At 60.3% G+C, this 12,943-nt stretch carries 11 protein-coding genes; 7 read left to right on the forward strand and 4 right to left on the reverse strand.

Annotation, left to right across the window (positions count from 1 at the left end):
* Nucleotides 1-4 precede the first annotated feature (4 nt).
* Both EOL43_RS03010 and EOL43_RS03015 read right to left on the reverse strand, forming a co-directional pair.
* Nucleotides 5-736, reverse strand: coding sequence for a 4Fe-4S dicluster domain-containing protein (locus EOL43_RS03010; protein WP_133485363.1), 732 nt, complete (start codon nucleotides 734-736; stop codon nucleotides 5-7).
* Entirely contained in the window at nucleotides 736-3,561 is a 2,826-nt protein-coding gene (locus EOL43_RS03015) for a molybdopterin oxidoreductase family protein (RefSeq protein ID WP_133485365.1), read from the reverse strand. The genes EOL43_RS03010 and EOL43_RS03015 overlap by 1 nt, the downstream gene beginning before the upstream one ends.
* A 335-nt stretch (nucleotides 3,562-3,896) precedes the next feature.
* Between EOL43_RS03015 and EOL43_RS03020 the strand changes: the two genes are divergently transcribed.
* The 6 genes from EOL43_RS03020 to lpxK all read left to right on the forward strand — a co-directional run bounded on the left by EOL43_RS03020 (nucleotide 3,897) and on the right by lpxK (nucleotide 10,594).
* The gene (locus EOL43_RS03020; RefSeq protein ID WP_166636186.1) at nucleotides 3,897-4,964 is read left to right on the forward strand and encodes an NAD(P)-dependent oxidoreductase; all 1,068 of its coding nucleotides are present in this window, start codon (nucleotides 3,897-3,899) and stop codon (nucleotides 4,962-4,964) included.
* A gap of 80 nt (nucleotides 4,965-5,044) precedes the next feature.
* On the forward strand, nucleotides 5,045-6,049 hold the full coding sequence (locus EOL43_RS03025) for an ArsJ-associated glyceraldehyde-3-phosphate dehydrogenase (protein ID WP_133485369.1): 1,005 nt from the start codon (nucleotides 5,045-5,047) through the stop codon (nucleotides 6,047-6,049).
* A 65-nt stretch (nucleotides 6,050-6,114) separates the two neighbouring features.
* Entirely contained in the window at nucleotides 6,115-7,299 is a 1,185-nt protein-coding gene (gene arsJ, locus EOL43_RS03030; protein ID WP_420867492.1) for an organoarsenical effux MFS transporter ArsJ, read from the forward strand.
* 9 nt (nucleotides 7,300-7,308) lie between these two features.
* Entirely contained in the window at nucleotides 7,309-8,226 is a 918-nt protein-coding gene (locus EOL43_RS03035) for an alpha/beta hydrolase (RefSeq protein ID WP_133485373.1), read from the forward strand.
* 83 nt (nucleotides 8,227-8,309) lie between these two features.
* Nucleotides 8,310-9,596 carry a 3-deoxy-D-manno-octulosonic acid transferase gene (locus EOL43_RS03040; protein ID WP_133485375.1) on the forward strand — a complete coding sequence of 429 codons (1,287 nt, stop codon included), beginning with the start codon at nucleotides 8,310-8,312 and terminating at the stop codon, nucleotides 9,594-9,596.
* Entirely contained in the window at nucleotides 9,596-10,594 is a 999-nt protein-coding gene (gene lpxK, locus EOL43_RS03045; RefSeq protein WP_133485377.1) for a tetraacyldisaccharide 4'-kinase, read from the forward strand. The genes EOL43_RS03040 and lpxK overlap by 1 nt, the downstream gene beginning before the upstream one ends.
* Before the next feature lie 27 nt (nucleotides 10,595-10,621).
* On the opposite strand, the gene EOL43_RS03050 is transcribed toward lpxK, so the two are convergent.
* Entirely contained in the window at nucleotides 10,622-11,278 is a 657-nt protein-coding gene (locus EOL43_RS03050; RefSeq protein WP_133485379.1) for a DsbA family protein, read from the reverse strand.
* 4 nt (nucleotides 11,279-11,282) lie between these two features.
* Nucleotides 11,283-11,801 (reverse strand): DUF721 domain-containing protein, encoded by a 519-nt coding sequence (locus EOL43_RS03055; RefSeq protein ID WP_133485381.1) that lies wholly within the window; start codon nucleotides 11,799-11,801, stop codon nucleotides 11,283-11,285.
* Nucleotides 11,802-11,890: 89 nt separating this feature from the next.
* Between EOL43_RS03055 and mutY the strand changes: the two genes are divergently transcribed.
* A complete protein-coding gene (gene mutY, locus EOL43_RS03060) occupies nucleotides 11,891-12,931 on the forward strand; it encodes an A/G-specific adenine glycosylase (RefSeq protein WP_133485383.1) in 1,041 nt (346 codons plus the stop codon).
* Nucleotides 12,932-12,943: the final 12 nt, after the last annotated feature.

Raw genomic sequence — 12,943 nt, forward strand, 5'->3', positions numbered from 1 at the left:
TCCGTCAGAGCTTGTCGAGCGCTTTGTCCAGCCAGCCAAGGAACCCCTTGGGTTCGTCCGCGACCGTGTTCAGCGGTGCTGTGTCCAGCTGATCCTTGGGGCGGGGCGGCAGGTATTTGTTTACGGGCTTGGTGCCCAGATCCGGCATCAGGTCGAACCCGCCGCGATCGGCGACCAGTTTCGACACATCGCTGTCCGGGTCGCCCAGATCTCCGAAATGGCGGGCACCAGCGGGGCAGGTGCGCACGCAAGCAGGTACGCGGTCTTCTTCCGGCAGGTTTTCGTTATAGATCCGGTCCACACACAGGGTGCATTTCTTCATCACACCCGCTTCACGATCCAGTTCACGCGCGCCATAGGGGCAGGACCACGCGCAAAGGCCGCAGCCGATGCAGCGGTCCTCGTTGACCAGAACGATCCCGTCTTCTTCGCGCTTATAGCTGGCGCCGGTCGGACAGACGGTCACGCAGGGCGCGTCTTCGCAGTGCAGGCAAGACCGCGGCATATGCACGGTTTGCGAGGCGCAGCCGGATTTCTCGGCCTCGTAACTGAACACACGGTTCAGGAAGGTGCCGGACGGATCCGCGCCATAGGCATCCTGATCGGACAGCGGCGCGCCATAGTTCTGAGTATTCCAGCCCTTACAAGCGGTCACACAGCCGTGGCAGCCCACACAGGTATCAAGGTCGATGACCAGACCCAGTTTCTTGTCGGTTTTCGATGGCAAAGCAGTCATCAGATCTTCCTCGCCACAGTTTTGGGACCTTTGCCCACAGGGGACTTGATCGGCGGGTACGCAGGCTGGCTTTCCGCTGGTTTAGTCTCGCATTTCTCGATTTTCACGCGGAGATCAAACCATGCGGCTTGCCCGGTAATTGGGTCCGAGTTTGACCAACGCAGACCATCGCCCTTGGGTGGTTGAAGCTCGCTGATCAGGTGGTTCAGCAGGAAGCCATCCGTGGCTTCTGGTGCGTCCTCATCCAGCGCCCACGCACCTTTGCGTTTGCCGATGGCGTTCCAGGTCCAGATCGTGCTGCCGTTCAGGCCCGCGTGATGCGCGACCGGGACGGTGATCTGGCCATGCACGGACGACACGGTGGCGAAATCGCCATCCTCAAACCCATGCTCCTCCCAGATCTTGGTGGGCAGGTAGAGGTAATTCTTCCCGGTAATCTGTCGCAGCCACGCGTTTTGCGTGCCCCACGAGTGATACATGTGCATCGGGCGCTGGGTTAGGGCGTGGATCGGGTATTCGTCAGTGTCGACATTGCCCTCTTCAAACGGTTCGTACCAGATCGGCAGGGGATCCATCGTTTCGCCAATCCGCGCGCGCAGATTGTCGGGGGGCTGGCGATCTCCGAACCCTTCTGCTGCCAGCTGGAACTTGCGCATGGGTTCGACATACAGGCTGAAGACATAGGGGGTTTCCACGTCGAAAATCCCGCGTTTCACCGCCCATTCCTGATAGTGTTTGTTCCACGGTTTATAGAAGCTGGCGTTCTCGGGCACGTGGTTGATCCAGAAGCCGCCATTTTCGATATATTTGTCGATTTGGGCTGGATTAGGCTCTCCTCGACCTTTGCCGTTGCCATCTTCACCGCGCCATCCGGCCAGCGGTCCAACACCCGGACGGCGTTCGTGATTGACGATGTAATCGGCATAGTCTTCGTACTTCGCGGATCCATCTTCGTTCACGAAGCCCGGCAAGCCCATTTTCACACCCAACTGGATCAGAACCGTCTGGAAGCCGCGCACGTCGCGGTCGGGTTCAACCACCGGCCAACGGATCGCATCAGCCGCGCCATCGGCCTCGCAAATTGGGCGATCGAGCAGCGAGATACAGTCGTGACGCTCCAAGTAAGTCGTGTCAGGCAGAATCAAATCCGCATAGGCCACCATTTCCGAGCTATAGGCGTCGGAATAGATGATGTGCGGGATCACGTAATCGCCATTCTCGTCTTTGTCGGTGAGCATCCGCATCACCTCGGACGAGTTCATCGACGAGTTCCACGCCATGTTCGCCATATACAAAAACAGTGTGTCGATTTTGTACGGATCACCCGCATGCGCGTTTGAGATAACCATATGCATCAGCCCGTGGCTGGACATCGGGTTTTCCCACGTAAAAGCCTTGTCGATCCGCGCTGGGCTTCCGTCATCTTTCAACGCCAGATGCTCGGGACCACGGACAAAACCCAGATGCGGTCCGTTCAGCGGTTGGCCGGGCGTCACGCCAACATGCGGAATGGGGTGTGCCTCGACCGGTTTGGGGTAGGGTGGTTTGAAGCGGAACCCACCCGGAACTTCGACCGAGCCGAGCAGGATTTGCAGTACATGCAGCGCGCGGCAGGTCTGGAAGCCGTTCGAATGCGCCGAGATCCCGCGCATCGCGTGGAAGCTGACCGGACGCCCGATCATCTTGTCATGTTTCTCGCCCTTCCAATCGGTCCAGGGCTGATCCAGAACGATCTCTTCCTCGAACGCCACACGGGCAAGTTCGGCTGCAATAGAGCGTATTTTGTCTGCAGACACGCCGGTGCGCTCGGCCACGGCTTCGGGGGCATATTCCTCCGACAAATAGCGTTCCGCCATCATCTGGAAGACCGGGCGATGCGTCTGGCCCTCGGACTCATAAATCGCCGCCAGATCGGGCATCACACCGGGTGTGTCATAGTCCGCCAGCTTGCCGGTCTTGCGGCAGATAACCTGCGGCTTGCCGGTCGAACCACGGATGAAAAGGCCGGTTTCCGCTGTGTTAGGCTCTTCATTTACGATAAAGCCCGCGTTCGTGTAACGCGACAGATAGTTCAGATCGACCTTGCCTGCGCGGAACAGCTCGTGCACCAATGCAAGGATGAACAGACCGTCCGTGCCGGGGGTGATCCCCACCCATTCATCCGCAATCGCGTTATAGCCCGAGCGGATCGGGTTCACGCCAATCACACGCGCGCCACGTTCTTTCAGCTTGCCCAGACCGATCTTGATCGGGTTCGAGTCGTGGTCTTCCGCCACCCCAAACAGCATGAACAGCTTGGTGCGATCCCAGTCGGGCTGGCCGAACTCCCAAAACGCGCCGCCCATCGTATAGATGCCGGCCGCCGCCATGTTGACGGAACAGAACCCGCCATGCGCCGCATAGTTCGGCGTGCCATAGCTTTGCGCAAACCACGAGGTGAAGCTTTGGCTTTGATCGCGACCGGTGAAGAACGCCAGCTTCGAGGGGTCTTCGTTGCGCAGTGGACCCATCCAACCGACGGCCATCTCCAGCGCTTCGTCCCAGGAGATCTCTTCAAACTCGCCCGATCCACGCGGGCCGACGCGTTTCAGCGGCGCGCGCAGACGCGACGGCGCATAGTGCTGCATGATCCCCGAGGACCCCTTGCCGCACAAAACGCCCTTGTTCACAGGGTGATCGCGGTTGCCCTCGATATAGGCGACCTTGCCGTCTTTCATGTGCACGTTGATCCCGCAGCGGCAGGCGCACATATAGCAGGTCGTCTTGCGCACCTCGTCCGAGACGGGTGGAGAGGTGTCGATCTGGATGTTTTCCGGTTTACTCATCACGTTTGCTGTTCCTTGGCCGCTTTGCGGCTTGGTTGGCTGACGCGTCTTTGGCGCGATCCTGTTGGTCTTGTTCTTAAAATGCCGATTTGGACAGGGGGTGCGGTAGGTCCAGAAGCTCTTGCGGATGTAGCCAGATTTTGGGTGCTGGCGACTCGCTCGAGTCTACGATTGGGCCGCAAAAACGGACCAGAAAAATCGCCAGAAGCGGAATAATGACCCTCATGGGGCCGTCTGATGCGCGTTCCGTCCTTTTCAAATGGTCAAGATTGGTGAATCTATGGAAATATTTCCCATCCGGGTGCATATCACACGCAACTCATCGGAGGCGCGATATGGATCACCTGCCAATATTTCTGGATATAAAGGGCCGAAAAGTGGTCATAGACGGGGGTGGTACGACCGCTGCTCGGCGTGTTGAACGTGCCTTGGATGCCGGTGCTGTCGTGCATGTGTTTGAACCCAACCCGCAGGCCGAACTGCTGGGATTGCTGCAGCGACCGGGCGTGACGCATCATGCGCGCCTGCCGGAAAAGGACGATTTCAAGGACTGCATCATCGCCTATGGCGCGTCCGACATCCCCGAACGGGACGAGTTCCTGCACGCCGCGGCCAAAGCCGAAGGCGCGCTGGTGAACGTCGCGGATGTGAAGCCGCTGTGTGATTTCATCACCCCGTCGATCGTTGATCGCAGCCCGGTCACCATCGCCATCTCGACCGGAGGCGCCGCGCCCGTCATCGCCCGCATTTTGCGCGCGCGGATCGAGTCGCTTTTACCGTCTGGATATGGCCGCCTTGCCAGCTTCCTTAGCGGTTTTCGCGGCAAGATCGAGGATCACATTACCTCGGGTCGCGCCCGTCGCCGGTTCTGGGAACAGATGATCGAAGGCCCGATTGGCGATGCCTTCTTGGCTGGGGACAAAGACCGCGCGGAAGAGCTGATCGACCAGTCCCTGACCGGTGAAGATCCGGATCAGAAGGGTGGGATTTGGCTGGTGGGCATCGGATCGGGTGCGCAGGATCTGCTGACCTTCCGTGCGCTGTCCGTGATGCAGCGTGCCGATGTGATCATCCACGATGCCACGGCCAATGCTGATATTCTGGCGCTGACCCGCCGTGACGCGACTCGCATGACCGCAGATGACGCCGCGCTGACCGACTATGCCGGGATGGCGAACGCTGGCCGTCGCGTGGTCTGGCTGGTCTCGGGTGACCCCGCAAGCCGCGCAGATGCAAAGTCGTGGATCGCGCGTCTGACGGGGCAGGGGGCCGAGGTTCAGGTGGTCCCAGGTGTCTCTAACACAGGCTATTCCACCCATTCGCAGGGCAATGTGATCTCGCTGACTCAGACCTCGGAAACCGCGTCCCACGCGATGAGCTTGTCCCCGCGCGCCTCGCTCTGACACCATTGTTTGCAGCGTCATAAATCTGTTACGCCTTCGACATATTCCGCGCAGGAAGGAACCATCGAAAGGGGCATGACATGACACGTATCGCAATCAACGGACTTGGCCGCATGGGCAAACTGGTTCTGCGGGACCTGATCGACAATGGTGCCCCCGGAGAGATCGTGCTGCTGAACGACCCCGTCGGCAATGCCGAACAACACGCGCATTTGCTGGAGTGGGACACCGTGCATGGCCGCTGGCCGGCCGAGTTCTCGGCAGGTGAAAACAGCATCATGATCAACGGCCAGGAAATGGCGCTGACCGGATCGTGGACGCTGGAAGACCTGCCGCTGAAGGAAATGGGCATCGACATGGTGATCGATTGCACCGGCGCGTTCAAAACCAACGAAAAACTGGCCCCGTATTACGCAGCGGGCGTGAAAAAGGTAATCGTGTCGGCCCCGGTCAAGGAAGAAAACGCCCTGAACATCGTTTATGGCGTGAACCATGACCTGTATGATGGGCATGATCTGGTCACGGCGGCGTCCTGCACGACGAACTGTCTGGCCCCGGTTGTGAAAGTGCTGCTGGATCGCATCGGCATCAAGCACGGCTCGATGACCACCATCCATGACGTGACCAACACACAAACCATCGTGGACCGCCCCGCTAAGAACCTGCGCCGCGCACGGTCCGCGCTGAACTCGCTGATCCCGACCTCGACCGGGTCGGCCAAGGCGATCACCCAGATTTTTCCCGAGCTGACCGGGCGCTTGAACGGCCACGCCGTGCGGGTTCCGCTGCTGAATGCCTCGCTCACCGATTGCGTGTTCGAAGTCGAGCGCGAAACAACCGCCGAGGAAATCAACAGCTTCTTCAAAGAAGCGGCCGAGGGCGATTTGAACGGCATTCTGGGCTACGAGGAACGCCCGCTTGTGTCCGCCGACTACACCAACGACCCGCGCAGCTCGATCATTGATGCGCTGTCGACGATGGTGATCAACGGCACGCAGGTGAAGATCTATGCCTGGTACGACAACGAATGGGGTTACGCCTGCCGTCTGGCCGATGTCGCTCGCATGGTCGGAGCCCAGATGTGACCCTAACCGAGCCCAAAAAGGGGCTTGCCGCATATATCGCCGTCACAGCCGCCTATTGGGCGTTTATGCTGTCAGATGGAGCGTTGCGGATGCTGGTGCTGCTGCATTTCCACACGCTGGGCTTCTCGCCCTTCACCTTGGCATGGCTATTCCTGCTCTATGAGTTCATGGGCGTTGTGACCAACCTGTCTGCAGGCTGGATCGCCGCACGGTTCGGCCTGACGTCGACGCTCTATACGGGTCTATCCCTGCAGATTGTGGCCTTGATCGCCCTGTCACAGCTGTCGACAGACTGGGCGGTCGTGACCTCGGTCATCTATGTGATGGTGGTGCAGGGCATGTCGGGTGTCGCCAAAGACCTGTCCAAGATGTCATCGAAAAGCGCGGTGAAGCTGCTGGCGCCCGAGGGCGACGGGCTGTTCCGTTGGGTGGCGATCCTGACCGGCTCGAAGAACGCGGTAAAAGGGTTCGGCTTCCTGATGGGGGCCGCGTTGCTGGCGCTGATCGGCTTCACGCCGTCCGTCATCGCAATGGCCATTGTGCTGGGCGCGATCCTGATTGGCGTGGTGGCGTTCATGCCGGCGGGGCTTCCGAAAGGCTCTAAGTCAGCTAAATTCTCGCAAGTTTGGTCGAAAGACGTGCGGATCAACCGCTTGTCCTTGGCGCGTATGTTCCTGTTCGGCGCGCGCGATGTGTGGTTCGTCGTGGGCATTCCGGTGTACTTCCACGCCGTTGTCTCGGACGGCACCCATGCGGGCGACCGCAGCGCGTTTTTCCTGATCGGCAGCTTCATGGCGGTGTGGATCATCGCCTATGGTGCCGTGCAGGCGTGGGCGCCGAAACTGCTAAAGGCCGCACAGCGCGACCCGCATGATTTCCCCCGCCTCGCGACACTCTGGGTCGGCATTCTGACACTGGTAATCGGCGCGCTGACCGTCGCCGCCCTGTTCCCCGGCCCTTGGCTAACCCCCGTTCTGGTCGCGGGCCTTCTGGTGTTTGGCTTTGTTTTCGCGGTGAACAGTTCGCTCCATTCCTATCTGATCCTCGCCTTCACCAAGGCCGAGCGTGTGACGATGGATGTCGGCTTTTACTATATGTCCAACGCCGCTGGGCGCTTGATCGGCACGCTCTTGTCTGGTTTGTCCTATCAGATTGGGGGCCTGCCCCTGTGCCTTGGCACCGCCGCCGCCCTGTCTGCCGCCAGCTGGCTGTCCGCACGTCAGCTTGCCAAGCTGGATCATGCCGCCTAGCCTGCGGGCATGGATTATTCAAAGCTGATCGACGACGAAATCTGGCGCTTCATCCGCGAGACGGACGCCCATTATCCCCCGGATTCGGTGAACCGCACCGCGGCCCAGCAGCGCGAGGTTTACAACACCATGTGCCGCGCCTTCTTCGCGGGCTATCCCGAAGGGCTGGCCGTGCGGGACGAGCGGATCGATACCGTTCCGGCACGCATCTATGAGCCAAACAACCCACAGGGCACCGTGGTCTATTTCCACGGCGGCGGGTTCGTGGTCGGCGGGCTGGAAAGCCACGATGATGTCTGCGCTGAGATTGCCGATCAAACCGGGTTGCGTGTGGTCAGCGCCGACTATCGCCTCTGCCCGGAACATCCCCACCCCGCCGCGTTCGAGGATGCGCTGGCCGTCGTGCGATATGTGGCTCTAACTTGGCCCAAACCGCTTATACTGACTGGTGACAGCGCGGGCGGAAACCTTGCCGCAGCCGCATGCCATGCCCTGCGTGGAGAGGTTAAAATTGCCGGACAGGTCCTGATCTATCCAGCGTTGGGCGGAGATATGACGAAGGGCTCCTATGTAGACCACGCCAACGCGCCGCTGTTTTCGATCGAAGACATGAAATTCTACAACAAGATTCGCTTTGCAACACCGCCTGACGGGCCAGATCCCACGGCAGCCCCGCTTGAGGATATGGACTTTGGCGACCTGCCTCCAACAGTCTCTATTTCAGCGGAATGCGATCCCTTGGCGGATGATGGGCGCGACTACCGTGACGCCATTCTGAACGCTGGCGGAAAAGCGGCTTGGTTCAACGAAGCTGGGTTGGTGCACGGCTATTTGCGCGCCCGCCACCAATCCGAGCGCGCACGCCGCAGCTTCGCGCGGATTACCCAGCAAATTTCCATGTTGGCCCATGGCGAATGGCATCACTGATCGCGTCTTTCCCCCTGTCGCGGCTTCCCGTAATCTGACACACGCTACCTGCGCCGGTTGGGCGTATTAAGAAAAGGCAGGCCATGTCGCTGATCCGATCATCGCTATTGCGACGCTTGCAGGCATTGCAGGGCAAGGCGTCCTCTAAGGGCCGCGCGTCCGAGCGTGCGGCGCAGGACGATGCCGCGCAGACCGTTGCACACGCGCGGCGAGGCAAATCCGATCAACCGCGCCCAGATGGGTTGCTCATCTGGGCTTGCCTCCCCGATCTTTCCGAGGTCGAGGCGTTGTCATCGCTTCTTCCTCCTTTGCAGGCGGAAATGGGCGATGTGTCCTTGCTGCTGACCACGCAGGGCGCGCAGACGGCCGATGCCGTCCCGCATGACGCCCTGTATCAGCTCAGCCCCAGGTTCGAGCCCGCCGCGGTCCGTAATTTTCTGGAGCATTGGCAGCCAGACGTGGTCATCTGGATGCTGCCCGAGATCGATCTGGTGGTGCATGGCGCGCTGAAATCGGCGGGTATACGGGTCATCTGGCTTGGCGCCCGCGCGCCGCAGGATCGCGGTTTGACACAGCGGTTCAAGCTGTCTGCGTTGCGCGACGCTGTGGTCGAGATAGACTCTATTCTGCCCAAAGATGGCGCTTCTCGGCGTGAATTGCTGCAACTTGGCGTCCCGTCCGAGAAGATTGAGGTCACGGGCATTCTGCAGCCGCTTAGCCAAGTTCCCAACTGCGATACCGAGGAACGCGACCGCATTGCGCAGAAACTGGACGCGCGGCCGGTTTGGCTGGCTGCTGGTGTGGACCCGCGTGAGGAAAACGCCATTCTGTCCGCGCACCGTCTGCTGATCCGCAAGTCGCATCGGCTTTTGCTGGTGATGATCCCTCAGGATCCTGCCCGTGCGTCTGAGCTGACCACGCAGCTTGAACAGGACAGCTGGATTATCTCGTCGCGGTCCAAAGACGACTATCCGCATCGCGATGATCAGATATTTGTTGTTGATCGCGACGATGAGTGCGCGCTGTGGATGCATTTGGCCTCGATCACCTTGATCGGGGGGACTTTGGCAGGTGGGGCGAACCGAAATCCATTGGCGCCTGCATCGCTGGGCTCGGTCGTGCTGTATGGCCCTGACGGAGGACGGCACGCGGCCTCGCTTGACCGTCTGACCCGCGCGGGTGCTGCGCGCCGCGTGCGTGATGCCGCAACTCTGGCGCTCGAGATCGAACATCTATTGGCCCCCGACAAAGCGGCCGAGATGGCGATGGCCGCGTGGGACGTCACCACCAAAGGTGCGGAAGTTGGCGAGTTCCTGATGAGGCGCTTGTTGGATTTGCTGGACGAAGCCGAAAGTCGAAAGGGTCTTTGATGCGCACACCCAGTTATTGGTTCACGGACCCAGACAAACCCAGTTGGCGCGCCCGTTTGCTGTCGCCTTTGGGGTGGCTTTACGGATTTGGCACCGCGCGCCGCGTTGCGCGCGTGGATCAGGGGTATCGTGCCTCGGTTCCAGTGGTCTGCATCGGCAATATCAATGCGGGCGGCACCGGGAAAACGCCGACCACGATTGCGCTGGCGCAGAGGCTGATTTCGCAGGGCAGGGCGGTGCATATCGTCTCGCGCGGGCACAGCGGAAGTGAAGAAGGGCCGCTGTTGGTCGACGAACGTCAGCACAAGGCCGATCAGGTCGGGGACGAGCCCCTTTTGATGGCTGCTTTCACGCCCACCTGGATTGCCCGCGACCGGGTGAAAGGCGTGCAAGCCGCCGAAGAGGCCGGAGCCGAGATCATTCTGATGGATGACGGGTTCCAGAACCCGAGCGTGCGGAAAACGCTGTCCATCGTCGTCGTTGATGCGGTGAAAGGTTTCGGGAATGCGCGCTGCATTCCAGCTGGCCCCTTGCGTGAACCGGTGGCTGCCGGGATGAAGCGTGCCGACCTTCTGCTATCGGTTGGTCACGCCCGCGCACAGACCCTATTCCAGCAGAAATGGGGCAAAACGATCCCCTGTCCGCATGTCACCGGACAGCTTGAACCGCTTCAAACTGGGATGGATTGGAACGGGATGGACGTGCTGGCCTTTGCCGGGATCGGCCTGCCCGAGAAGTTCTTTGCCACCGTCAGCGATCTGGGCGCCAACCTGCTGCGGGCCGAGGCGCTTGCCGATCATCAGCCCCTGACGGACGCGTTGATGAAGCGGTTGGAGCTTGAGGCCGCCACGTTGGGCGCGCAACTGGTGACGACCGAGAAAGACGCCGTGCGCCTGCCGGACGGGTTCCGTCGCAAGGTGCTGACCGTGCCAGTGCGATTGGAGCTTGAGGATTGGAGCGCAGTTGACGCGGCGCTCGCGCGTATTTTGGCGGGATAGGGTCGAATAGACCCAATCCCAAGTGGCTTATTCGCCCAGCTTCTCGTCCAAGATCGCTGCGAAATCGCTGTAGCTCATGTTCGAGTATTTGGTGCCGTCGATGATGAAGGACGGGGTACCGGTGATCTCGTCCGCGCCAGCGTTTTGCTGATAGGCGGCCACCAGACTGCGGGCCGAGTCTTCGTCCTGCAGGCAGACATCCATCTGCTCGTCCGTCATGCCAGCGGTGCGGCCCAGTTTCTTCAGGTTGGCCACGATGGTGGTGGGCGACCCGTCGGCGATCCAGTCTTTCTGACCGCCATAGATCAGATCAACCAGGCCAAAGTAACGTTCGTCGCCGCCGCAACGCGCGATCATGCCCGCCCACAGGCCGAACTGATCAAAATAGACCTCGCGGTGGACGAACTTGACCTTGCCGGTGTCGATATAGTTCTGCTTCAGCTTCTTGAACGTGTCTTTGTGGAAGTTGGCGCAGTGGGGGCAGGTGAAAGACGCGTACTCGATCACGGTGAGCGGTGCGTTTTCATCGCCCAAGACCATATCGGCGGCGGGTTCGATGGCTGCGTCGCTGGTTTGTGCCTCGGCCACGGACACACCGGGTAGCGAGCCGTTATTTTGCGTCATATAGAACGCGCCGCCAATGGCGATCACCGCTGCGATCAGGATCGGAAGGATACGATTCATCTGTTTAAGCCTTGTGTTTGTTTTTTGTTATGACGTTCCGCGCCAAAAGCTCGAGCGCAGAGCGAAGCCCGTCATCACCTATGTCCTTGGTCGCGTCCGTTGCGCGGGCCAAGTCTTTGGGGTCAGGTTGGGGGTGTTTCTTCGGGGCGTGGGTGAACTGGGCCTGCCCTTCGGCAAAGCCGGTCGCCGCCGTTTGCGTAATCCGGATGCGCGAGATGGCGTTATAGCCATAGACCGCGTTCACCTTTTCGCGCAGCTGGTCCTTTTGCATATCCAGCATCGGTGCCTGCGCGCCCGTGGTCAGCACGGTCAACGTCGCACCCATACCGCCGCGCCCATAGGAAATGTCCACGGGACGCGAGATGCCGGCCGTCGCCTCGCCCACGATCTCTGCCCAATGGGTCAGCACACGCGTCACCGCAAAGCCGCGGGTTTCGCTGGCTTTGCGAATCCGGGCCGACAGCAGGGACGAGGTACGCTCGAAACCCTTTTTGCGGCGGGGATATGCTTTGGGCTTTTCCATTTGGCAGATAGATGTGACTCGTTTCTTTTCGCTTATTCTAGGCGCATCACTTTGCTATGCCAGAACAAACGACGGATAGGAGATAACACGTGCGTGACGTGCCGAAAACTGCCGATCTTTTGGACTGGTACGATCGCCATGCCCGCGATCTGCCGTGGCGCGTCAGTCCGGGCGACCGGGCGCTGGGTGTGGTGCCGGATCCCTACGCCGTCTGGCTGTCCGAGATCATGTTGCAGCAGACTACCGTCGCCGCGGTTAGAGACTATTTCACCCGATTTATGGCGATTTGGCCCACGGTTCAGGACCTTGCCAATGCCGAGGATGACCGGGTCATGGGTGAATGGGCTGGGCTGGGATACTATGCCCGGGCGCGCAATCTGCTGAAATGCGCGCGCGAGGTGGCGGCGCTGGGCGCATTTCCGACCACGCGCGACGGGCTTCAGGCGCTTCCCGGGATCGGGCCCTATACCTCGGCTGCGATCTCGGCCATCGCGTATGATTTGCCGGAAACGGTGGTGGACGGGAACGTGGAACGGGTGATGTCGCGGGTGTTTCACGTTGAAACGCCTCTGCCTGATGCCAAACCTGAGCTTACACAACTGGCTGAAACGCTAACCCCGAAAAAAAGGGCAGGGGATTACGCGCAGGCCGTGATGGACTTGGGGGCCACGATCTGTACGCCGAAATCGCCCGCGTGTGGCATTTGTCCTTGGAATAGAGACTGTTTGGCCCGGAAAGCAGGTGTTCAGGCCGAACTTCCCAAGAAGAAGCCCAAGGCCAAGAAACCCACGCGGTACGGGGTGGCGTATCTGGCCCGAAACGCGGCGGGCGAGTGGTTGATGGAGCGGCGGCCCGAGAAGGGATTGCTGGGCGGTATGCTTGGCTGGCCGGGGGCAGATTGGGGCGACGCCGCGGTCGAGCAGCCGCCATTTGACGCCGATTGGCAGGATCCCGGCGTGGACGTTCGGCACGTTTTTACGCATTTTAACTTGCATCTGTCGCTGCGGGTTGTGCAGATAGATGGGCAAGTTCAGCCGGAACAGGGTCTATTTCTGGACATCAAACGCTCGGATCTGCCGACGGTGATGCGCAAAGCCTTTGACGTGGCGACAACCCATCTGTCGCATTGAGTGGACGCGATT

Origin of the sequence: Aliiroseovarius marinus, from assembly GCF_004360145.1 — a bacterium.
Taxonomy (GTDB): Bacteria; Pseudomonadota; Alphaproteobacteria; order Rhodobacterales; family Rhodobacteraceae; genus Aliiroseovarius; species Aliiroseovarius marinus.

Excerpts from the sequence above, each read along its gene's own strand:
- EOL43_RS03010 (WP_133485363.1), bottom strand. The coding sequence starts at position 736 with ATGACTGCTTTGCCATCGAAAACCGACAAGAAACTGGGTCTGGTCATC.
- EOL43_RS03015 (WP_133485365.1), bottom strand. The coding sequence starts at position 3,561 with ATGAGTAAACCGGAAAACATCCAGATCGACACCTCTCCACCCGTCTCG.
- EOL43_RS03020 (WP_166636186.1), top strand. The coding sequence starts at position 3,897 with ATGGATCACCTGCCAATATTTCTGGATATAAAGGGCCGAAAAGTGGTC.
- EOL43_RS03025 (WP_133485369.1), top strand. The coding sequence starts at position 5,045 with ATGACACGTATCGCAATCAACGGACTTGGCCGCATGGGCAAACTGGTT.
- arsJ (WP_420867492.1), top strand. The coding sequence starts at position 6,115 with ATGCTGTCAGATGGAGCGTTGCGGATGCTGGTGCTGCTGCATTTCCAC.
- EOL43_RS03035 (WP_133485373.1), top strand. The coding sequence starts at position 7,309 with ATGGATTATTCAAAGCTGATCGACGACGAAATCTGGCGCTTCATCCGC.
- EOL43_RS03040 (WP_133485375.1), top strand. The coding sequence starts at position 8,310 with ATGTCGCTGATCCGATCATCGCTATTGCGACGCTTGCAGGCATTGCAG.
- lpxK (WP_133485377.1), top strand. The coding sequence starts at position 9,596 with ATGCGCACACCCAGTTATTGGTTCACGGACCCAGACAAACCCAGTTGG.
- EOL43_RS03050 (WP_133485379.1), bottom strand. The coding sequence starts at position 11,278 with ATGAATCGTATCCTTCCGATCCTGATCGCAGCGGTGATCGCCATTGGC.
- EOL43_RS03055 (WP_133485381.1), bottom strand. The coding sequence starts at position 11,801 with ATGGAAAAGCCCAAAGCATATCCCCGCCGCAAAAAGGGTTTCGAGCGT.